At 63.1% G+C, this 21801-nt stretch carries 20 protein-coding genes and 1 other RNA gene; 11 read left to right on the top strand and 10 right to left on the bottom strand.

What is annotated here, in order from left to right:
• Positions 1 to 66: 66 nt before the first annotated feature.
• Both BBJ66_RS13680 and BBJ66_RS13675 read left to right on the top strand, forming a co-directional pair.
• On the top strand, positions 67 to 1479 hold the full coding sequence (locus BBJ66_RS13680) for an FAD-binding oxidoreductase (protein WP_071087671.1): 1413 nt from the start codon (positions 67 to 69) through the stop codon (positions 1477 to 1479).
• 89 nt (positions 1480 to 1568) lie between these two features.
• Positions 1569 to 5273, top strand: a complete 3705-nt coding sequence (locus BBJ66_RS13675; protein ID WP_071087669.1) for an AsmA family protein — start codon at positions 1569 to 1571, stop codon at positions 5271 to 5273.
• 55 nt (positions 5274 to 5328) lie between these two features.
• Here BBJ66_RS13675 and BBJ66_RS13670 read toward each other — a convergent pair whose 3' ends face one another.
• The 4 genes from BBJ66_RS13670 to ssrA all read right to left on the bottom strand — a co-directional run bounded on the left by BBJ66_RS13670 (position 5329) and on the right by ssrA (position 6900).
• Positions 5329 to 5547, bottom strand: a complete 219-nt coding sequence (locus BBJ66_RS13670) for a ribbon-helix-helix domain-containing protein (protein WP_049733601.1) — start codon at positions 5545 to 5547, stop codon at positions 5329 to 5331.
• 102 nt (positions 5548 to 5649) lie between these two features.
• Entirely contained in the window at positions 5650 to 5844 is a 195-nt protein-coding gene (locus tag BBJ66_RS13665) for a DUF4169 family protein (protein WP_049733600.1), read from the bottom strand.
• 49 nt (positions 5845 to 5893) lie between these two features.
• The gene (locus BBJ66_RS13660; protein WP_049733599.1) at positions 5894 to 6409 is read right to left on the bottom strand and encodes an SspB family protein; all 516 of its coding nucleotides are present in this window, start codon (positions 6407 to 6409) and stop codon (positions 5894 to 5896) included.
• A gap of 128 nt (positions 6410 to 6537) precedes the next feature.
• Positions 6538 to 6900, bottom strand: a transfer-messenger RNA (tmRNA) gene (ssrA, locus tag BBJ66_RS13655).
• 111 nt (positions 6901 to 7011) lie between these two features.
• On the opposite strand from ssrA, the gene BBJ66_RS13650 reads away from it, so the two are divergent.
• The 5 genes from BBJ66_RS13650 to BBJ66_RS13630 all read left to right on the top strand — a co-directional run bounded on the left by BBJ66_RS13650 (position 7012) and on the right by BBJ66_RS13630 (position 12480).
• Complete coding sequence (locus tag BBJ66_RS13650) at positions 7012 to 7806, top strand: thymidylate synthase (protein WP_071087667.1); 795 nt, start codon at positions 7012 to 7014, stop codon at positions 7804 to 7806.
• A gap of 13 nt (positions 7807 to 7819) precedes the next feature.
• Positions 7820 to 8338, top strand: a complete 519-nt coding sequence (locus tag BBJ66_RS13645; RefSeq protein WP_071087665.1) for a dihydrofolate reductase — start codon at positions 7820 to 7822, stop codon at positions 8336 to 8338.
• Positions 8339 to 8487: 149 nt separating this feature from the next.
• Positions 8488 to 9573, top strand: coding sequence for an FtsH protease activity modulator HflK (gene hflK / locus BBJ66_RS13640; protein ID WP_071087663.1), 1086 nt, complete (start codon positions 8488 to 8490; stop codon positions 9571 to 9573).
• Between the two features lie 3 nt (positions 9574 to 9576).
• Positions 9577 to 10536 (top strand): protease modulator HflC, encoded by a 960-nt coding sequence (hflC, locus tag BBJ66_RS13635; RefSeq protein WP_071087661.1) that lies wholly within the window; start codon positions 9577 to 9579, stop codon positions 10534 to 10536.
• A gap of 207 nt (positions 10537 to 10743) precedes the next feature.
• On the top strand, positions 10744 to 12480 hold the full coding sequence (locus tag BBJ66_RS13630; RefSeq protein WP_071087659.1) for a Do family serine endopeptidase: 1737 nt from the start codon (positions 10744 to 10746) through the stop codon (positions 12478 to 12480).
• A 316-nt stretch (positions 12481 to 12796) separates the two neighbouring features.
• On the opposite strand, the gene serB is transcribed toward BBJ66_RS13630, so the two are convergent.
• Positions 12797 to 13687 (bottom strand): phosphoserine phosphatase SerB, encoded by an 891-nt coding sequence (gene serB, locus BBJ66_RS13625; protein WP_071087657.1) that lies wholly within the window; start codon positions 13685 to 13687, stop codon positions 12797 to 12799.
• Here serB and miaA point away from each other — a divergent pair.
• Positions 13686 to 14582, top strand: coding sequence for a tRNA (adenosine(37)-N6)-dimethylallyltransferase MiaA (miaA, locus tag BBJ66_RS13620; RefSeq protein WP_083335561.1), 897 nt, complete (start codon positions 13686 to 13688; stop codon positions 14580 to 14582). The two genes, serB and miaA, sit on opposite strands and share 2 nt — an antisense overlap.
• Before the next feature lie 15 nt (positions 14583 to 14597).
• Here the strand turns inward: miaA and BBJ66_RS35290 are convergent, their stop codons facing one another.
• From BBJ66_RS35290 to BBJ66_RS13610, 3 genes are all read right to left on the bottom strand, one after another.
• On the bottom strand, positions 14598 to 14972 hold the full coding sequence (locus BBJ66_RS35290; protein WP_244511675.1) for a hypothetical protein: 375 nt from the start codon (positions 14970 to 14972) through the stop codon (positions 14598 to 14600).
• 50 nt (positions 14973 to 15022) lie between these two features.
• Entirely contained in the window at positions 15023 to 15280 is a 258-nt protein-coding gene (locus tag BBJ66_RS35285; protein ID WP_244511674.1) for a hypothetical protein, read from the bottom strand.
• 119 nt (positions 15281 to 15399) lie between these two features.
• Positions 15400 to 15876: a cupin domain-containing protein gene (locus BBJ66_RS13610; protein ID WP_049733590.1), complete on the bottom strand. Its 477-nt coding sequence runs from the start codon at positions 15874 to 15876 to the stop codon at positions 15400 to 15402.
• Between BBJ66_RS13610 and BBJ66_RS13605 the strand changes: the two genes are divergently transcribed.
• On the top strand, positions 15860 to 16402 hold the full coding sequence (locus BBJ66_RS13605) for a MarR family winged helix-turn-helix transcriptional regulator (RefSeq protein ID WP_244511673.1): 543 nt from the start codon (positions 15860 to 15862) through the stop codon (positions 16400 to 16402). The two genes, BBJ66_RS13610 and BBJ66_RS13605, sit on opposite strands and share 17 nt — an antisense overlap.
• 21 nt (positions 16403 to 16423) lie before the next feature.
• Here BBJ66_RS13605 and pdxR read toward each other — a convergent pair whose 3' ends face one another.
• Positions 16424 to 17935 carry a MocR-like pyridoxine biosynthesis transcription factor PdxR gene (pdxR, locus tag BBJ66_RS13600; RefSeq protein WP_190238007.1) on the bottom strand — a complete coding sequence of 504 codons (1512 nt, stop codon included), beginning with the start codon at positions 17933 to 17935 and terminating at the stop codon, positions 16424 to 16426.
• Between the two features lie 97 nt (positions 17936 to 18032).
• Between pdxR and BBJ66_RS13595 the strand changes: the two genes are divergently transcribed.
• Entirely contained in the window at positions 18033 to 18647 is a 615-nt protein-coding gene (locus BBJ66_RS13595) for a LysE family translocator (protein WP_071088109.1), read from the top strand.
• A 22-nt stretch (positions 18648 to 18669) separates the two neighbouring features.
• Positions 18670 to 19584, top strand: coding sequence for a dihydrodipicolinate synthase family protein (locus BBJ66_RS13590; RefSeq protein ID WP_049733587.1), 915 nt, complete (start codon positions 18670 to 18672; stop codon positions 19582 to 19584).
• Here BBJ66_RS13590 and BBJ66_RS13585 read toward each other — a convergent pair.
• Positions 19569 to 21593: an ATP-binding protein gene (locus BBJ66_RS13585; protein ID WP_049733586.1), complete on the bottom strand. Its 2025-nt coding sequence runs from the start codon at positions 21591 to 21593 to the stop codon at positions 19569 to 19571. The genes BBJ66_RS13590 and BBJ66_RS13585 overlap by 16 nt on opposite strands.
• Positions 21594 to 21801 lie beyond the last annotated feature (208 nt).

The following is a 21801-nucleotide window of genomic DNA, read 5'->3' as shown; positions in this document are numbered from 1 at the left end:
GATGCGCGGCGCTGTAGCCTGCAGGCCACATTGTGGTTTCTGCGAAATTGCAGGGAGATCAAAGGGATGGCGCTGAAGGACGCGAAGGCCGGCACACGCAACGAGGCGGGAATATCAGCCGTGCTCGGCATTCTCAAACAAAGCTTCGGCGAGCGCTTCCAGACTGGCCAATCCTTCCGCGAACAGCATGCCCACACGACCACCTACATCCCGCCGCAGCTGCCTGATGGTGTGCTCTTCGCCGAGAGCGCCGAGGATGTGAAGGCGGCGGTCAGGGTATGTGCGACCCACAAGGTGCCGGTGATCGGCTTCGGCGTCGGCACCTCGCTGGAGGGTCAGGTCAATGCCGCCAATGGCGGTATTTCGATCGATTTCAGCCGCATGAACCGGGTGATCGAGGTCAATCCCGAAGATCTCGACTGCACCGTCGAGCCGGGTGTGACGCGTGAGGAGCTGAACATCCACCTGCGCGATACCGGCCTGTTCTTCCCGATCGATCCCGGCGCCAATGCCTCGATCGGCGGCATGGCCTCGACGCGGGCCTCCGGCACCAATGCCGTGCGCTATGGGACGATGAAGGACAATGTGCTTGCCGTCACCGCCGTCACCGCCAATGGCGAGGAGATCCGCACGGCCCGGCGCGCCCGCAAATCGTCCGCCGGCTATGACCTGACGCGGCTCTTCGTCGGCGCCGAGGGCACGCTTGGCATCCTGACCTCGGTGACGCTGCGCCTGCAGGCGATCCCGCAGAAGATCGCCGGCGGCGCCTGCGCCTTTCCGAGTGTCAAGGCTGCTTGCGACGCCGTCATCATGACGATCCAGATGGGCATTCCGGTGGCCCGCATCGAGCTGCTCGATACGGTGCAGATGCGGGCCTGCAATGCCTATTCCAAGCTTTCCTATGCCGAAAGCCCGACGCTTTTCCTCGAATTCCACGGCACCGACGAGACGGTGCCGCTGCAATCGGCAGCCTTTGGCGAGATCGCGGCGGAATGCGGCGGCGGCGAATTCCTGTGGACCGCCAATGCCGAGGAGCGGACCAAGCTCTGGAAGGCGCGCCACGATGCCTATTGGTCCGCAAGGGCGCTGGCGCCCGGGCTTGCCGCACTTTCGACCGATGTTTGTGTTCCGATATCGCGGCTTGCCGACTGTGTTTCGCAAACGCAGGCCGATATCGAGGCGCATGGACTGCTCGGTCCGATCGTCGGCCATGCCGGCGACGGAAACTTTCATGTGCTGCTGTTGTTCGATGACAAAAGCGCCGCAGACATCGCCAAGGCCGAGAGCTTCGTGCAGCGGCTCAATCGGCGGGCGCTCGACATGGATGGGACATGCACCGGCGAACACGGGATCGGGCAGGGCAAGATGGCGTTCCTCGAACAGGAGCTGGGGGGCACGGTGGATCTGATGCGACAGGTGAAACAGGCGCTCGATCCGGACGATATCTTCAATCCCGGCAAGATTTTCCACCAGGGCTGAAAACGGAATATTCTCATGAACTTGGGCCTTGCCCCCGGCATGAATAGCGCTAGTGTCGGCAACAGTATCCCGAATGGAGAATCCTTGCATTGGTAGGCCGGTTCCTCGTCTTTCTGGGGGGAGTGATCGTCGTAGCGCTGTTTGTGGCGCTGCTTGCGCCGCTGTTCATCGACTGGACGGATTTCCGCAAAAATTTCGAGGATCAGGCAAGCCGCATCATCGGCAAGAAAGTCACCGTCTACGGCACGGTGGACGCGCGTCTGCTGCCGTTTCCGTCGGTCACGCTGCATGACGTGCGCGTCGGCCAGGAAGCGGACGGCACGCCGATCGTCAAGGTCGAGCAGTTTTCCATGGATGCGGAGCTTGCGCCTTTCCTGTCGGGCGAGGCGCTGATCTTCGACATGCGCATCGTCAATCCGAAGGTGCGCCTCAGATTGCTCAAGGACGGCACGCTCGACTGGATGCGCGGCAGCCACGCCGAAATACCGGCGAAAACCGTCGTTCTCGAGAACGTGCATGTCAATGGCGGCGAAGTCGAGTTCATCGACGACCAGTCGGGCCGCTCCCGCCGGATCACAGGCCTCAATGCGGAAATGTCGGCCAAGTCGCTGGCCGGCCCCTGGCGCATCGAGGGCGATGCGGCGCTTGATGGCGAGCACGGCAACTTTGTGATATCGAGCAGCCAGCCGGACGAGAAGGGCGTGCTGCGCATGCGCACGAAGCTTTCGCCGGACAAACAGCCTGTCAGCGTCGATCTCGACGGCGAATTGAAGCTCGTCGACAGCAAGCCGAACTATCAGGGCCAGCTTTCAGCGGCGATCGAAAACCGCAACAGCGCCAGGCCTGCCAACAAGAAAGAGCAGCCGCCCCGCGTCAAGGGCCGCTTCGAGCTTACCAACGAACGCATCCGCATTCCCGAATACCGAATGGAGATCGGCCCGACGGACGATCCCTATGTCATCACCGGCGAGGCGACGCTCGACACCGGCAATGCGCCGGAATTCCTGTTGACCGCCGACGGGCAGCAGATCGACGTCAACCGCATCGGCAATCAGGGCGCGGCCGGCAAGACGACGCGCGATGCGGCGGTCTCGGCACGCCAGCGGCTGAGCTCGCTGATCGATGTCATCCGGCAGGTGCCGATCCCGCAGGTGCCTGGAAAGGCGAGCGTCAAGCTGCCGGCGATCGTCGCCGGCGATACGACGCTGCGCGACGTGCAGCTGGAGTTGGAGCCGGCCGGTACCGGCTGGATGATCGACAGCGCCACCGGCACGTTGCCGGGGCGCACGCAGGTGGAAGGCAAGGGCAAGCTCCTGCTGCAGGGCGAAGCCTCGTTCAACGGCCAGATCGTGGTGGCCTCCAGCCAGCCGACGGGGCTTGCCTCCTGGCTTGCCGGCGCGGTCGATCCGGCCATCCGGCAATTGCGGCAGGCCGGCTTTTCCGCCAATGTCAGCCTGACACCCGAATTGCAGCGTTTCGAAAATCTCGAGATCGCCATGGGACCGGCGACGCTGAAGGGCAGGCTGGAGCGGCAGGCGATCTCCGGCCAGACGCCGACGCTGTCGGTGGCGCTGAACGGCGATACGCTCGATCTCGATGCGCTGCAGGCGCTGAGCGGGCTGATGACCGGCCAGGATGCCGGCGACAACGTGCTCGACCACAAGATCGCCGCCCAGCTCAAGGCCGATAAGTTCACCGCTTTCGGTGTCGATGCCGAGAATGTCGAGACCACTTTCACCATCGCCGACGGGGCGCTTGCCGTCGACCGGCTGTCGATCAAGAATATCGCAGGCGCCGAACTGACGGCGACGGGCAGGGCGGAAGGCTCGCTGCTCGACTATAAGGGCGCCGGTGAGATCACCTTCAAATCGGCCGATCCCGGCGGCTTTTTCACCATGCTGCGCGAGCACCTGCCGCATCACCCGGTGCTCGACCGGCTGGTGCGAAATGCCGGCTGGTACGGTAATACGGCGCTGCGCGGCGCGCTGACGCTCGGCGGCGACGAGGGCGACGCGCTGACGGTGACGCTTGCCGGTGTTGCGAACGGTAGCCGCGTCAATCTCGATTACCGCATGTCCGACCTGCTGGCGCTGACCGGCAACGGGACCACGAGCCTCGAGGCGACGCTCGAAAATGCCGTGCCGTCCATCCTGTTCGGCCAGGCCGGGCTCGACCCGCTGCCCGTCGATGTCGGCGCCAACGGCCGCCTGACGCTGAAGGTGAAGGCATCGGGCAATGATCCCGCCGATGCCGCGCTGACTTTTGCCACCGACCGGACCTCGTTTACCGCCAACGGCAAGGTCGATGTCCGGCCGGAGACTTTCATGAACGGCCAGATCGCGCTTTCGCTCGACAGCGCCGATATCGATCCCTATCTCATCATGAACGGCATCGCCCTGCCGCAGACGGGAACCGGGCTGCCATTCGGCCTGCAGGTCAATGCCGGCGTCGACAGCGACAAGATCGTCTTGTCCGATCTCAAGGGCCATGCGGCCGACAACGAGTTTTCAGGCGCGCTGAGCTTCGACCGGAAGGCTGCGAAGACGACGGCGAGCGGCGAACTGACGCTCTCCAAGGCGGATGCCGGCTGGCTTGGCGAGGCGGTGTTCGGGCAGATCGTCGATCCCGCCAATGGCGCGCTGACGACGGCGCCGCTCGGGCTGCCGGTCTTCAAGGATCTCGACGTCAACGTGAAGCTGACGGCCAAGCAGTTCTGGCCCGGCCTGCCGGAAACGGCAGTCACCGACTTCACCAGCAACGTCGCCTACAAGGGCGACGAGCTGCAGCTCAACGACATGGCCGGCAGCTGGGACGGCGGAAAGCTCTCCGGCAATCTGCTGTTCACCAATGCCAACGGCACCGGCTTCCTGCAGACGAAGCTTGCGCTTGCCGATTCCGATCTTGCCGGCATCGTCTGGCTGCGCGACGGCGCACCGATCGCCAACGGCAAATTCGGATTGTCGCTGTCGATGGAAGCCTCGGGCAAGACCATCGGCGAGATCGCCAGTTCGCTGAACGGTTCGGGCGAACTGAGGCTTGGAGATAGCAGCATACGCGGGCTGAACCTCGCCATCCTTCCGCCGCTGCTTGCCGCGACCGACACGATGCAGGAGCAGATCAATGCCGGCAAGGTGCATCCGATCGTCGAGACGCTGCTCAGCAACGGAGAGGCGAAGCTGCCGCCGCTCGGCATCCCCTTCAATATCGCCGATGGGACGTTGCGCGTGCAGAATGTCGCCGTCGCCAACGATCTCGCCCGCATCACCGCCGATGCGCAGATCGCGCTGCCGGAGGAACGGATCAGCGCAACGTTGGGCGTCGGGCTCATTCCGGGCACGGAAGCGCTTTCCGGCGCGGAGCCGGCGCTCAGGCTGAATTTTTCCGGCATGTTGCCGTCGCCCGGCAAGACGATGGATGTGACCGATATCACCAGCTATCTGTCGCTGCGCGCCTTTGAGCGCGAGCGCCGGCGCGTCGAGCGGCTGCAAGCCATCGTACTTGAAAAGCAGCGGCTGCGCCGCGAGGCGGCCCTCTACCGGTTCAACGACGCCGAGCGCGTCAGGGCGGCCGAAATCGAACAGCAACGGCAGGCGGAGGAAGAGCGGCTGCGCGCATTGGCGCAGGCAGCGGCTGCGCAGAAGGCGCTCGCCGAAGCGGAGGCGGCACGCGCAGCCGAGGCCAAAGCCAAGGCGGATGCGCAGGCGAGGGCTGCCGCCGAGGCGGAAGCGGCGCGGCGCAGCGGGCCGCCCGGTTCGCTCAATTTCGACCAGGTGCCGGGCGTTCAGGCGCAATGAATATGCGCGGGATTCGATTACAGCGCGCGGCGTAAATCGAGTCCGATTTAAGGACTTATGCCGCAGCGCCGGCTTTCGCCCAGGCGAGTACATGCAGCCGGAGTGCCGAGGACAGGTTGCTGTCCGGCGGCCGATGATCATCGATCTCCGAAATCAGCGCGGCGAGCGGCATTGCGCGGCCTGCGGCGATCGTCTTCAGCTCAGCCCAGAACTCGTCTTCGAGGGAAAAACTGGTGCGATGGCCGTGCAATGTCGCAGAATGCTTGCGGATCATGAAGCGGCATCTCGGTTTGGTTTTCGCGGATTGATTCAGTAAAGCCGCATAAGTGGCTGATCTTGGAATCGATTCCGACTCTTCAAGTTCTGCGTGAAAGTGTCAGGCTCCGTCGTCATCCGTCTCGATCCGGCCGGCGCGATGAGCCTTGTCGGCCTTCTCGTTCAGGCTGCGGGTGAGCTGCTTTTCGGCCTTGGTTCGGCCGAAGGAAATGCGGTTCTGCTCGGCCTGCGCCTCCTTTTCGGAGCGGGCCTGCTGCTTGCGGAATTGGCGCAGATTGACGATTTCGGCGCTCATGCGGGGCCTGAATCCTTATGAAAAAGGGAGGCCTGGCCTCCCTTTGAAATCACTGCTTCTTGCGGAAGGAGTCGAGCGAGACGACCGAGCCCGGCTTCTTCTCTTCGCCATCGGCGGGTTTTGCGGCCGAGGCCTCTTCGGGCTTTCCTGCCGCGTCGACGGGATAGGCTGTGATCTCGCCTGACGGCAATTCCTCGCCATCGGCGAGCGGCACGTCGAATTCGAGCTCGAAGTTGACGGAAGGATCGTAAAAGCCGCGGATCGCATTGAACGGGATGACCAGCTTTTCCGGAACGTCGGAGAAGGAAAGGCCGATCTCGAAATGCGTCTCGGTGATCTTCAGGTCCCAAAACTGATGCTGGATGACAATGGTCATCTGCTCGGGATATTTCGACTTCAGGTGCTGGGAGATGCGTACGCCGGCGGCACCCGTGAGGAAGGTGATGAAGAAGTGATGGTCGCCGGGCAGACGGCCCGTCGCTCCGACTTCCGCCAAAACCTTGCGGATGACGCCGCGAAGTGCATCCTGCGCCAGAATGTCGTAGCGGATATGATCCTGCCCCATGCTTTTCCTGTCTTTCGTCGGTTCGGAAGTCTTTTCACAAGGTTATATGCCACGTCCGGGCGCCTTGGGAAAGACCGGAGCCGAGTCACGTTTTTCAGCAGCATACATGATTTCGGCGGCAGGGAGAAGGTGAAGGCTTCTGTTGCCAGGTGCCTTCGGACCCCGCCTAGAGGTGCGAACCACTAGGGCTTTGATTGAAGTGTCACACCGCGATTAAGCAGCGAGACGAGCTTCCGCATAGTTGTCGTTTGCAACTACAATTTTAGCCCGATAACGGCGGTACAATGCCGAGCAAAAAGACGATCTTTACACCCTTGTCGATCCTGTTTCGCCCCCATCAAAAGCCGGCCTTCGTGGCCGCCGGTTTTTGGTGGAGGCGCCGGGTACCGCCCCCGGGTCCAATAGGTTTATTACACCGCTCGTTTATCGCCATAGCCGGCCCGAAAGCCGGCAGGGGTGATATAGTGGTTTCCTCAGCCCAAGGAAAGGGCCAACGTCATAAAAGCGTAATGCACCGCATCAGAAACATTGGGAAAATGCCCGCCGGTGACTGGTTTCCTGCTGCTGGTAGCATAAATTAGGTCAAACGGAATCAGCGCGCCATGAAGCAATATCTCGATCTCCTCAACCATGTGATGGAAAAGGGCTCCGACCGGGGCGACCGCACCGGCACCGGCACCCGCTCGGTGTTCGGCTACCAGATGCGCTTCGACCTGCAGGAAGGCTTTCCCGTCCTCACGACGAAGAAGCTGCATCTGCGCTCGATCATTCATGAGCTTTTATGGTTCCTGAAGGGCGAGACGAATATCCGCTATCTCAAGGAGAACGGCGTTTCCATCTGGGACGAGTGGGCCGACGAAAACGGCGATCTCGGCCCGGTCTACGGCGCCCAATGGCGCTCCTGGCCGGCGCCTGACGGAGGCCATATCGACCAGATCGCCAATCTCGTCAAAGGTATCGTTAACAACCCGAATTCGCGCCGCCACATCGTCTCTGCCTGGAATCCGGCCGAGGTCGACGAGATGGCGCTGCCGCCCTGCCATTGCCTGTTCCAGTTCTATGTTGCCGAAGGCAAGCTCTCCTGCCAGCTCTATCAGCGCTCGGCCGACATCTTCCTCGGCGTGCCGTTCAACATCGCCTCCTACGCGCTTTTGACGATGATGGTGGCTGAAGTCACCGGGCTGAAGCCCGGCGATTTCGTCCACACGCTGGGCGACGCCCATCTCTACCACAACCATTTCGACCAGGCGAAGCTGCAGCTGGCGCGCCGGCCGAAGCCGCTTCCCTTCATGCGCATCAATCCCGACGTGAAGGACATATTCGGCTTCACTTTCGACGATTTCGAGCTGATCGGCTACGAGGCCGATGCCAGCATCAAGGCGCCGATCGCCGTCTGATCCGGGACATTCCATGGCCGATATCCGCAGGACCATTATCGCCGCCGTTGCCCGCAACGGCATTATCGGCAGCGACGGCGACATGCCCTGGCGGTTGTCGAGCGATCTCAAGCGCTTCAAGGCGCTGACATTGGGCAAGCCTGTGGTGATGGGCCGCAAGACCTATGAATCGATCGGCAAGCCGCTGCCGGGGCGGCCGAACGTCGTCATCTCCAGGCAGGCGGCGATAGACCATCCCGATGTCTCCATGGCGCATTCGCTGCCGGAGGCGATGACGTCTGCCGAAAGGCTGGCGCGCGAAACCGGTGTCGACGAGATTTGCATCATCGGCGGCGGGCAGGTCTATGCCCAGGCGATCGGCCTGGCCGACCAGATGTGCATCACCCATGTCGAGGCCGATCTCGACGGAGATGCATCGTTCCCTGCGATCGATCCCGACATCTGGCGGGCAGGGGAGCCTATCGCGGTTCCAGCCGGCGAGAAGGACAGCTATCCCACGCGCTACGTCGTCTATGAGCGCCGACACGCCTGAAAATGAACTATTTTCCAATTAAATTGACCAAGTTTCTCACGTTGCGTTGAAAGCCGATGCGGCGATACCTATAACGGTCACCAACGCATCCACCGGTCAGCCCCCACGGTTCCGGATGCGTGGAAGACTTAACGAACAACGAGGTTTTGATGCCCTGGAGCAATCAGAATGGCGGCGGCGGCCCTTGGGGCGGCGGCGGCGGTAATAATCAGGGACCATGGGGCCAGGGGCCGAACCGCCCGCGGGGCGGTGGCAGCGGCAAGGGCGGACCGCCCGATCTGGAAGATATCATCCGGCGCGGTCAGGACCAACTGCGCAACATCGTTCCCGGCGGTTTCAACGGCGGCGTGGCGGTGATCGTCGCGGCGGTCGTTGCGATTTTCTGGCTGATCCAGTGCGTCTACGTGGTGCAGCCGGATGAACGCGGCGTCGAGCTGCGCTTCGGCAAGCCGAAGGAAGAGATTTCGATGCCCGGCCTGCATTTCCATTTCTGGCCGATGGAATCCGTCGAGACGGTCAAGGTGACCGTGCAACAGCTGAATATCGGGGCGACGTCTGCTTCGTCCTCGAACGGCCTGATGCTGTCCAGCGACAAAAGCGTCATCAATGTGCAGTTCGCAGTGTTCTACACGGTCAGCGATCCGAAAGCCTATCTCTTCAACGTCGAAAATCCGGCAGAGACCCTGCAGCAGGTTTCCGACAGCGCCATGCGCGAAATCGTCGGGCGTCGTCCGGCGCAGGACGCCTTCCGCAGCAATCGCCAGCCGATCGAAGTGGATGTGCTCAATATCGTCCAGGATACGATGAACCGCTACGGCGCGGGCGTGACCGTGACCGGCGTGACGATCCAGAACGTGGCGCCGCCGCGCGAGGTCGCCGATGCCTTCGAAGAAGTGCAGCGTGCCGGCCGTGACCGCGACAGCACGATCGAAGATGCCAACCGCTACACGAACCAGAAGCTCGGCCAGGCACGAGGCGATGCGGCGCGAATCCGTGAAGATGCGGCCGCCTACAAGAACCGTGTCGTGAAGGAGGCGGAAGGTGAGGCGCAGCGCTTCACTGCGATCAACGACGAATATACGAAGGCTCCAGAAGTGACCCGCAAGCGGCTGTTCATCGAAACGATGGAACAGGTGCTGAAGAGCTCGAAGAAGGTCATCATCGACGAGAAGCAGGGTGTGTTGCCCTATCTGCCGCTCAATGAGCTCGGCAAGCCGGCGCAGCAGGGAGGTTGAACCATGACATCGAACAGACTTCCCATCATTCTCCTCATCCTCGCCATCCTGCTGGTCGGGCTTTATTCGTCGATCTTCGTCGTGAATGCACGCGAGCAGGCGATCGTCGTCCGCTTCGGCCAGATCCAGTCGGTCAAGACCGAACCCGGCATCTATTTCAAGCTGCCCTTCGGCTTCATGGATGCCGACCGCGTCCAGCTTGTGGAAAAGCAGGCGCTGAGGCTCGATCTCGATAATATCCGCGTTCAGGTTCAGGACGGCCAGACCTTCGACGTCGATGCCTTCGTGATCTACAATATCTCGGATGTTCGCCGCTTCCGCGAAACGGTGTCGGGCGATCGCGAGGCCGCGGAAGCGCGGCTGAGGGCGCAGCTCGATTCATCGCTTCGCCGCGTCTACGGCCTGCGCGACTACAATGCCGCGCTCTCGGAAGAACGTGTCGCGATGATGCTGGAGATCCGGGACGACCTGCGCACGGATGCCGAAAATCTCGGCCTGCATATCGACGATGTTCGCATCCGCCGCACCGACCTTTCTCCCGAGGTCGCGCCCAACACCTATAACGCCATGCGCTCGGAACGCCTGGCCGAAGCCGAGCGTATCCGCGCGGAGGGTAATGAAGAAGGCCAGCGGCGCCGGGCCGTCGCCGACCGCCAGGTCGTCGAGTTCACCGCGGGCGCCCAGCGCGACGCGGAAATCCTGCGCGGTCAAGGCGATGCGGAACGCAACCGCGTTTTCGCCGACGCCTTCAGCAAGGATCCGGCTTTCTTCGAGTTCTATCGCTCGATGGCCGCCTACTCGTCAGCGCTTTCGTCGCAGGATACGACGCTGGTGTTGTCGCCGAATACGGAATTCTTCCGCTATTTCGACAATGCCGCCGGCGCTCTGCAAGCGCCGACAAATCCGGCCGCGGCAGTTCCCGGCGCGGCTGCTCCCGCAGCACCCGCCCAGCCGGCGAACTGACGGCAAGGAGTGCCATTCGCATCCCGACAATCCTGAAAGGGCCGGCCCGAGTGCCGGCCCTTTTTTCGTGGAAAGGTCGAGATAATCAGGCGTTTGCGAGGGTACGTCATATTGCACGGGGATTTCGCGAAAAGGTGATTTCGCCCTCCATCATTCCGCCTTATGCTGGTGCTCAATGTGCGCATTTACCCCTTATGAGGAAGCTTGATGGCCCCCACGAATCGCTCGCCCTTCAGACGAACGCTCGCGCTTATGGCCAGCGCTGCAATTCTTGCGCATGCCGGCATGAACGGGGTCGCCTATGGGCAAACCGCGCCTGATACGACAGCGCCAGGAGTTGTCGCACCCGCTCCGGCTACTCCGGAAACGACTGCTCCTGCACCCACGCCGCCTGCAGCCGCTGCGCCGCAGCCGGCCGCACCAATTCAAGCCGGAGTGCCGAACAACGGTCCGGCTTCGGTCGCGGATCTGGCCGAGGGGCTGCTCGACGCCGTGGTCAACATCTCGACCTCGCAGAACGTGAAGGACGACGAGGGCGTCGGCCCGGCGCCGCGCGCGCCCGACGGCTCGCCGTTCCAGGAATTCTTCAACGACTTCTTCGACAAGAAACAGGGCAATAAGGGCGGCAATCACAATGTCAGCTCGCTCGGCTCCGGCTTCGTCATCGACCCGACCGGCTATATCGTTACCAACAACCATGTGATCGAGGGCGCCGACGATATCGAAGTCAACTTCGCCAATGGTTCGAAGCTCAAGGCAAAGCTGATCGGCACAGATACGAAGACTGACCTTTCGGTGCTGAAGGTCGAGCCGAAGACGCCGCTGAAGTCGGTAAAATTCGGCGATTCCAGCACAATGCGGATCGGCGATTGGGTGATGGCGATCGGCAATCCGTTCGGCTTCGGCGGTTCGGTGACGGTCGGCATCATTTCCGGACGCGGCCGCAACATCAATGCCGGCCCTTATGACAACTTCATCCAGACGGATGCAGCGATCAACAAAGGCAATTCCGGCGGGCCGCTCTTCAACATGAAGGGTGAGGTGATCGGCATCAACACGGCGATCATTTCGCCGAGCGGCGGCTCGATCGGCATCGGCTTCTCGGTACCCTCCGAGCTTGCCTCCGGCGTCGTCGACCAATTGCGCGAATATGGTGAGACGCGGCGCGGCTGGCTCGGCGTGCGCATCCAGCCGGTAACGGACGATATTGCCGACAGCCTCGGGCTCGACAGTGCCAAGGGCGCGCTGGTTGCCGGCGTCATCAAGGGCGGCCCCGTCGATGACGGTTCGATCAAGGCGGGCGATGTCATTTTGAAATTCGACGGCAAGACCGTCAGCGAAATGCGCGATCTGCCGCGCGTCGTGGCGGAAAGCACGGTCGGCAAGGAAGTCGACGTGGTGGTGCTGCGCGACGGCAAGGAGCAGACCGTCAAGGTGAAACTCGGCCGGCTCGAAGACAGCGATCAGGCGGCGGCATCCGGCGATGCGGCGCCCGACGGTTCGCAGGATGACGGCGTGATCACCCCGGATCCCGACGAGAACAACGACATGGACCAGCCGGATTCCGGCGATCAGGCCCAGCCCGCACCGGGTGCACCGGCGCCGGACCAACATCAGGGCCAGGTGTCACCGGATGCATCAACGCCGAAGAATGTGCTCGGCCTGTCGCTGTCGCTTTTGAGCGCCGAGACGCGCAAGGCTTTCGGCATTGCCGAGAGCGTCGACGGTGTCGTCGTGACGGAGGTGACGCCCGGCTCCGCCTCGGCCGAAAAAGGGCTGAAGCCCGGCGATGTGATCGTCGAGGTGGCGCAGGAGTTCATGAAGTCGCCGGACGCTGTCGCCGCCAAGGTGAAGTCACTTAAACAGGAAGGCCGCCGTAACGCCCAACTGATGATCGCATCGGCGAATGGCGATCTGCGATTTGTGGCGGTGCCGATGGAGTAGGGGAATTGCGGCGGTGATTTGATTGGCCGCTGCGGTTTCTACCCCTCGTTCCCGTGACAAGCGCTGGACAAGGAAGGAGAGGGCGTGCCGTGTGGTACCCCCCTCTGCCCTGCCGGGCATCTCCCCCACAAGGAGGGAGATCGCAAGCGGTCTGCGCCCCCTGCCTATCTACCGTTTCGTCGTGCTGGATGCTGATTATTTGGGGAAGCGGGTGCGCCCAGCCGATCTCCCCACCTGTGGGGGAGATGCCCGGCAGGGCAGAGGGGGGCGGCCACGGACACGCGGGTGAAGGCGGAGAGTGTGTGCCGTGTCGGCTTCAACCCATTATAAAATCCGTCTTCCGGTAACCTTGAATATAGAGCAGCGCCGTCAGGTCGCCGTGGTTGATGCGCATCTGCGCCTCGGCGGCAACAGCCGGCTTGGCGTGGAGGGCGACGCCGGCGCCGGCGAGGTGCAGCATGCCAAGGTCGTTGGCGCCGTCGCCGACGGCGATCGCATCTTCAGGCGAAATGCCGAGGCGAGCCGAAATCTCGTTCAGAGCATCGACCTTCGCCTGCTTGCCGAGGATCGGTTCGGCGACGAAGCCGGAGAGGATGCCGCCGTCTTCGAGCAGCGTGTTGGCGCGGTTCTCGTCGAAGCCGAGTGTGGCGGCGATGCGGCTGGTGAAGACGCTGAAGCCGCCGGAGACGAGGGCGGTGTAATGGCCTTTCGACTTCATGGTGGCGATCAGTTCCGGGCCGCCCGCCGTCAACGTGATGCGCTTGGCGATCACTTCGTCGACGACCGATATCGGCAAGCCCTTCAACAGGGCGACGCGTTCCCGCAAAGCGGGCTCGAAAGCGATCTCGCCGTTCATGGCGCGGGCGGTAATGGTCGCCACCTTCTCCTTCAGGCCGACTTCGGCGGCGAGTTCGTCGATGCATTCCTGGCCGATCATCGTCGAATCCATGTCGGCGATCAGCAGTTTCTTGCGGCGGCTCTCCTGCTCCTGAACGACGAGGTCGATCGGGGCGCCTGATATGACGGCGAGAATAGTGGCCTCGGCGGCTTGCGCATCCGTGCCGTCACGCAGCGCGATGTCGCAGGCGATGCCGTCGGCCAGCCAGTAGAGGCCGGAAGCATTCACCGCTTCGGCCGTCTGTTCGGCGATCTTGGGTGTCAGCACGGGATTTGACGGATTGGCAACAAGCGTGGCAACGAGAGCCATGATGGAAAACCTTCTGAGCACAGTGAACGCGATCCTGATAACCGGGCCGACCGCCAGCGGCAAGTCCGCGCTCGCCGTCGAATTGGCCAAGCGCCATGGCGGCGCGGTCGTCAACGCCGACAGCATGCAGGTCTACGATACGCTGCGGGTGCTGACCGCGCGCCCGTCGGAAGAGGAGATGCAGGGCGTGCCGCATCATCTCTACGGCCACGTGCCTGCGGGTGCGGCCTATTCCACCGGCAGCTGGCTGCGCGATGTCTCGGCGCTGCTGCCGGCGCTCAGGGCCGCCGGCCGGCTGCCGGTCTTCGTCGGCGGCACCGGGCTTTATTTCAAGGCGCTGACCGGCGGCCTCTCCGATATGCCCGAGATACCCGAGGCGCTGCGGGAGGACCTGAGGACACGGCTGCTGGAGGAGGGGCCGGAGGGGCTGCATGCCGAGCTCGCCGAGGCTGATCCCGCCATGGCGGCCAGTCTCAACCGCCAGGACGGGCAGCGCATCGTCCGGGCGCTAGAAGTGATCAAGGCGACGGGACGGTCGATCGCCGATTTCCAGGGCCGGTCGGGACCGGTGGTGATCGACGCCGCCCAGGCTCGCAAGATCGTCGTGCTGCCGGACCGGGCGGTGCTGCATCAGCGTATTAACGGGCGTTTCGAAAAGATGCTGCGCGAAGGCGCGGAAGACGAGGTGAGGGCGCTGCTTGCGCTCGACCTGCCCGCCGAGGCGCCCGTGATGAAGGCGATCGGGGTACCGCAGATCGCGGCGATGCTGAGCGGCGAGATGACCCGCGACGAGGTGCTGGAGAAGGGTGCTGCGGCGACCCGGCAATATGCCAAGCGTCAGATGACATGGTTCCGCAACCAGATGGACGGGAACTGGGAGCGGCTGACGCTTTAGCTGGCGGCGAACCCGTCAGGCGCCGCACTTGTGCTGGGCATCGGGCAGAATCCAGCTTTCATGGGTGCGGCCGTTGGTGACGAGGAATAGCCTCCCGCCCTCGTCGGGGCTGCAATCGCGGTCGATCTCGACCAGGCACATGGTGACCAAATCTCCGGGCTTCGATCTGATCAGCGCTTCCTCCCTGTTATAAGAGACCTGGTAGCCGTCATTGGCATAATCGATACCCGTGCCGTTATCGAAGTCCGCATCGTCAGCCGCGCTGCCATTGTCGAGGCGGGGATGGACTTCAAGAACCGATGTGGTCGCACAGCGCCCGGCCTTCTCAGGGATCGCGGTCGCCTCGGGCAACTTGCTGCCTGCAAGAGACTGGGCTGAAACCCCCTGCATGAAATCGGTTTTGTCAGGCGAGATATTCCAGAGGACGGCGAGATAGGCGCTCAGAATGCACGACCTGTCGTCGCCGCAATCGCGCCGATCCGCCAGGAAATTGCGGGCCGTATGGACGTTATCCTCGTCGGGCGCTGCTTTTTTCTGAGCGGCATAGCGTTGGTTGAAAAGCTCGTCGAGCCGGGAGAGCTGGCTGTCACCGCAGACGTCTTTTCATCGGCGCTGCCCGCCTTGGAGCAGTCGAAGCCGGCAGCCCCCGCCGCCGTCGCGAGAAGAACGCCGACGCTGAAGACAATGATGAAGTTCAAGATGGATTTCACGATCGCCCTCTCCGAAAAGCTGCCGTCTCCCACGGCGCAACGCACATTCGCATCAGGGCGCGGACTCATCAATGCGTAGCCGTCAGTTCACATCGCCCCACCGGCCTCTATGTCGGGGGCGCCGCTGGCATAAGGCCGTGACGGCGCATGATTTCCGCGATCTTGGCCCGGTCCGGCGGACCACCGTTCGCTGCGTTGAGCACCGCGAAAGCCTCGCGGAAATACTCCGGTCCGATCGCCGCCGGCGTGACCACGCAGAGCGCCTTCACGTCTTGGCTGCCGTTGTTGTCGAACCGATGGACGGCGCCGCGCGGAATGCAGAGCGCTTGCCCCGGCCCGACGTCGATCTGTTTTCCGTTGACCGTCCAGGTCAGCACTCCCTCGAGGCCGTAGATCGTCTCTTCGTAGTGGTCGTGGCTGTGCGCCGGGGCCGGCAGTCGTAGCGCGGCCGGGACCATGAGCTCGAAGGCGGCAACGCTTCCGTTCGAGTTGTCCGCAGTCAGCAGGAAGCGAACCGCGAACCCTTTGGTGCCAATGGTTTCATCGGAAGGATTAACGCGAGGATCGATGGTTCTCTGTGGCATTTTGGAAATTCCTCCGGTAAACTACATTTACTACTTAGCAGTAAACTCAATTTACCGGATCGTCAATGCCGCCATCCATGAAGGCTTGCCAGTGAGAACCGAAGACATGCTGATCGGCGCCCTGCTGCGCGTGCCGGCCCAAGCGATCCAGCGCCGGCTGATCAAAGGACTGAACGCCGCCGGTTTTGACGAGCTGCGTCTGCCGCATATGGCGGTCCTGCAGTTTCCAGGGCCGGACGGAGCACGGCCGGGCACGATCGCCGAGCGCTCCGGCATGAGCAAGCAGGCGATCAACCAGCTGCTCCGCAGCCTCGAGGGTTTCGGCTATATCGTCCGCTCCGACGTTCCGGGTGAAGCCAGCGCGCGCATCGTCCGGTTTACCGAACGTGGACACGCCGCATTCTCGAAGATGGTCGACATCTTGCGCGACATCGAGGACGAGTGGCGCGCTGAGCTTGGGCCGGAGCGTTTCGCCCAACTCAAAGCGCTGCTGTTTGTCGTCTGGGACAGTCCATTGGCGCGCTAGCCGAAGCCATTTGCAAATTCCTCACTCTTTCACAGCGGCATATGTCCGCTTGTCTGCCGTTTCACGCAGCCTCAGCAGTCTGACGAGTTCGCCGACCGCGGCCTGCAATTGCTCCGGCAGAAATCCGCCGAAGCCCAGCATCAGGCCGGGGCGCGCCGGCTGCGTGGCATACATCGGGGAGATTGCCCGCACCGCGAGGCCGACCGACAGGGCACGGGCTGCGAGCTGCACGTCGTCGGCCCCCTCGGGCAGCCACAGAAGAATGTGCATGCCCTGGTCGCTCGGCTGAATGCGGCATCGCTCAGGCAAGGTCCGCTCGAGGCTTGCGAGCAGGATTGCGCGGCGTTCGGCATAGAGGCCGCGGATGCGGCGGATATGGGCTTCGAAATAGCCTTCCCTCATATAGGCCGCCAGAACGTGCTGTTCTGCGGTCGGCGAGTGCCGGTCGAGAATGGCGCGCGCGCCGGCGAAGGCTTCCGCGAGCGGAGCAGGGGCGATGACATAGCCGAGGCGCAGCGATGGAAAAAGCACCTTGCTGAAGGTGCCGAGATAGACGACGCGAGAGGGACGCAAGCCCTGCATCGAGGGGAAGGGGTGTCCGGCATAAGGCAGCTCGCTGTCGTAATCGTCCTCGACGATCCAGGCGCGTTTTTGATCGGCCCAGGCGATCAGGGCGTTGCGGCGGGCCATGCTGAGCGGCATGCCGACCGGATATTGATGCGAAGGGGTGACGAAGGCGGCGCGCGCCTGTGGGCAGAGTTCGAGGCCGCGTTCCACGTTCATTCCCTGCGCATCGACCGGGATGCGGTGCGTCCGTACGCCGAGATCGTCGAGCACCGCCGTGAGCCCGGGATAGGCCGGATCCTCAGCCCATGCCGGATCGTCGCGCGACAGCAGTACACGCCCCGCCAGGTAGAGGCCTTGCTGGGTGCCCGACGTGACGATCACCTGTTCCGGTTCGCAGTGAACGGCCCGTGCGCGGCGGACGTGGTCGGCGATAGCGACCCGCAGTTCGTACAGTCCCATCGGATCTTGATAGCTCGCGGGGGCTGCCGCTTTCGATGCGCGCACGCGATTGCCGAGGCGGCGCCAGTTGTCGTCGGGCGCGATGCCGGAAGCCGGGACGGCGATGGCGAAGGGAATGGGCGGGTGGGGGATGAGCGCGCGGGCGATCGATATCAGCCGGGCCGCCGGGGACGGCAGGTCGATGGCATCGGCGCCCGGCGGCGCTGCCGGTGCGGGCGGAAACGCCGGCGTCGTGTCCACCAGGGCCGAGACGACACGGGTTCCGGCCCCGACCTTCGCTTCGAGATAACCTTCGGCTGTCAGTTGATCGAACACCCCGACGACGGTTCCGCGGGCTATCTTCAAGGACGCAGCAAGGGTGCGCGTCGAAGGGAGGCGCTCCCCCGGCCTGAGTTCTGCGCTTGAGATCGCGCTGCGCAGGGCCTGGGCAAGTTGGCGGCCGACATCGGCCGTTCTGTCGATGGCTTTGAGCGATGGGATCTCGATGGAGCTGCGCCGCTTGGACATGACAAAATGGCCCATGAAAATTCTTGAAAATGGTGCTTCATGATGGACCAATTTTCGAGGAGAAGGAAGCGAAGTGGATGTTTCCGGAAAGAATGAAATGCAGGATCTTCTCGTCGTCTATATCGCCTATGTCATCGCGGCAGGCAGTCCCGGGCCAAGCAACATGGCCATCATGAATGTAGCGATGCGCCAAGGGCGGCGGCCGGCCCTGGCGCTTGCCGCCGGGGTGATAACGATGTCGACATGCTGGGGGCTGATCGCGGTCACGGGCATCTCGACACTGCTTGTCCGCTATGCCCACGCGCTGCTGGTCCTCAAGATCGCAGGCGGCGTATACCTCCTCTGGCTCGCCTGGAGAGCGGCCCGCTCGGCCGCCGCCCCGGATGCGCCGGCGGATGAACTCGCCCAGCCTGCTGCGGAGCTCGGCGTGCTCTATCGCCGCGGGATCCTGATGCATCTCGGAAACCCGAAGGCGGTTCTGGCCTGGGTCGCGATCATGTCGCTCGGTCTTAAGCCTGGCGCCTCGCCCGAGACGGCCGTCACGGCGTTTGGCGGATGCGTGCTCCTCGGGATCTCGATATTTTCCGGCTATGCCGTGCTGTTTTCGACGGCGCCGATGGTGCGCGGCTACGCGCGGGCGCGCCGCTGGATCGAGGGAAGCCTCGCCGTCTTCTTCGCGGGCGCCGGATCGCGCCTGCTGTTCTCCCATTGACCGCTTTTCTCAGGATCGCATCATGTCTTCAGTGTCTCCGTTTCATGGCCTTTCGGCTTTTCCGCCAACCCCCGCCGACACGGATGGCCGGGTGAACACCGAGGCCCTTTGCCGCCTTCTCGAGCCTTTGCGTGATGCGGGCGTCGCCTCCATCGGTCTTCTCGGCAGCACCGGGATCTATGCCTACCTCACACGCGAGGAACGGTTGCGGGCCGTCAGGGCGGCGGTCGAATGCGTTAAAGGGCGTATTCCCATCGTCGTCGGTGTCGGCGCTCTCAGGACAGACCACGCCTGCGATCTTGCGAGGGATGCCGAAATGGCCGGCGCGGATGCGCTTCTGCTGGCGCCGGTCTCTTATACGCCTTTGACCCAGGAGGAAGCCTACCAGCATTTCCTGGCGGTCACGAAGGCGGCGGCGCTGCCGCTTTGCATCTATAACAATCCCGGCACGACTCACTTCACCTTCAGCCATGAGCTTCTGCAGCGCCTCTCCGATATCGAGACGATAGGGGCGGTGAAGATGCCGCTGCCGGCCGACGGCGATGTGCGAGGGGAACTCGCGGCATTGCGTGGAAAGACCGATCTCGCGATCGGTTATAGCGGTGACTGGGGTGCGCCCGAGGCGCTGCTCTCAGGCGCCGATGCCTGGTACAGCGTCGTCGGCGGCTTGCTGCCGCGCACGGCACTTGCCTTGACCAAGGCGGCGACGGCAGGCGACGGCAATGAGACGCGCAGGCTCAATGGGCTGCTTGAGCCGCTTTGGAAGATGTTCAAGGAATTCGGAAGCATCCGTGTGGTCTATACCTTGGCCGAGCATCTTTTGCTGGTCCAAGCAGAGCTGCCGCGGCCTCTCTTGCCACTTGGGCCGACGGAGCGGCAGCGTGTGCTCGACGTTGCCGAGCCGCTCGCAGCCCTGGAGCGTCAATCCTTGTTGTAGAGGCTGCTCAGCGGTTTTTTCAGGATGCTTTCGCGTAGCGATGTGCCGGGCTCCCTGCGAGTGACCGCGGGCTGATCCGTTGGCGGTGCCGGCCGGGGAAAGACCGGTTCTTCGCGGCGCATCTCGCGGCGGAGCGCGTCCAGCCGGGGATCGATCGCCGACGGCGCGGCGGGGTCGAGCCGCGGCGCCTGCGGCAGCAATTCGCGCCGGTAGGATTCGAGCGGGGCGGATGGCGGGGCAGGCGAGGCATAGGGCTTGTCGTCGATATCCTCGTCGGTCGCATCAACCTCGTCGGGGGCTGGCGCTGATGCGGCATAGCTCTGCTGGAAATTCGAAATGTCGGGTCCGACGGTCACCGCCCGCATGCGGGTGACGATCTTGCGCAGATCGACCGTATCCGGATCTTCCTCGCTGTGTTTGCTGTTGGCGCTGGCAGCCTTCGGCAGCAGGCTCTCGTCGACGCGGGAAAAGCGCATGCGCATCGGCACGCTGATCGCCTCGCCGAAGGCGATCGCCTCGCCATTGCCGATCGAGGAGATAAAGCTCGTGGTCGAGATCGATGAGTTCGGGATGGCCGAGCGGATGATTTCCTGGTCGCGGTCATTGGCGAGGCGCATGGCAAACAGCGTCGAGCACTGCGACAGGATCGTTTGGTCGAGTTCGCCCGGCCGCTGGGTGATGATCCCCAGCGAGACGCCGTATTTGCGGCCCTCCTTGGCGATTCGGGCGATCGCCTGGCGCGTCGGCACGAAGCCGAGGGTCGGATCGGAGGGGATATAGCGGTGGGCTTCCTCGCAGACGACGAGCATGTGGATGGCGCCTTCGCTCCACAGCGCCACCTCGAAAGCCATGCGGCAGAGCACGGAGGCGACCGAATTGACCACCTCGGAGGGAATGCCGGCCAGCTGGAAGGTGCAGATCGGCCGGTTTTCGCCGGGAACGCGGAAGATTTGCGCGATGGTCTCGGTGATCGTGTCGCTGATCGTGTTGTTGGAGAACATGAAGTGATAGCGCGGATCGTTGATCGCGGCGATGAGGCGCATCTTCAGCGACCGCAGGAAAGGTTTTTCGGTGCGGCCTTCCAGGCGGCCGATGCGCTCGTCGATCAGCGCCAGCAGATCGGCCATGCGGTAGGGAACGGGGGTGTCCGCGGTGATCGAGCTCTTTTCCGTGGTGCGGCGCACCAGCGAGTTGTCGCTGCCGCGGAAAGCGCGCTTGGCTTCCGGCAGGATATCGCGCAGCATGTCGAGTTCCTCAGGCACCGGCGGGCGGCCGCGAAAGACGACTTCGGCGAATTCCTCCAGCCGCATCAGCCAGAAGGGCAGGTCGAGCGTATCGGTATCGATGGTGACGGCGTGCTTGGGAAATGCGGCGGCGAATTCGTTGTGCGGATCGAGGATCAGCACCCGCAGCTTCGGGTTGGCTGCGATCGCCTTATGCAGCAGCAGCGACACGGCCGTCGACTTGCCGACACCGGTGGAGCCGACGACGGCGAAATGTTTGGAGAGCATCGAGGGGATGTGGATCGCGGCATCGATGCTTTCGTCCTGCGTCAGCTTGCCGATGACGGCGGTCGTATCCTCTCCGGCATCGTAGATGCGCACCAGGTCGGCGGCGCGGATGCGGTGGGCGATGGCGCCGAGATAGGGATAACGCGAAATGCCGGTGGAGAATTCCTCGCGCCCGTCCTCGTCGACACGGACTTCCCCGAGCAGCTCGGTCTCGATCTTGAAATTATTGTCCTCGCCTTCGCCCCAGGCATGGCTGCCAGTGTTCATCTGATAGACGAGGGCAACGACGCGGTTGCGGCCGACGCTGATGGAAATCAGCCGGCCGACGGACCAGAGTTCGGTAAGATCGGTGCCGCCCTGTTCGGCGACGGCGGCAATTGTTGCCCTGGATCCGCTGCACGCAACGACGCGGCCGAGAAAGCGATTTCCCGGCGCATGGCCATCGCGGCGGTCATGCTCGCCTGCCTTGCCAGACACGCGCAAGTCGTTGTTGAGCACAGGGCTACTCCCTACAATGGGGCTTAATAATAAAGTCCATCCTTTAACAAATCCTTCAAACCATGGTTTTTAGACGGTAAAGGAGGGCGGATGGATTTTTATTGCGGCATGCGTTGACGCTGCGAAATTTTCTGTCTATCACTTCCGACCATGAAAATCGCAACGGCTCTTATCGTGGTGGGAAAGCGCATGGGCAGGATGGTGTAAC

The sequence above is a fragment of the Rhizobium sp. RSm-3 genome (genome assembly GCF_001854685.1).
GTDB classification, from domain to species: Bacteria; Pseudomonadota; Alphaproteobacteria; order Rhizobiales; family Rhizobiaceae; genus Rhizobium; species Rhizobium ecuadorense.
This window is presented reverse-complemented; position numbering and strand designations above follow the sequence as displayed.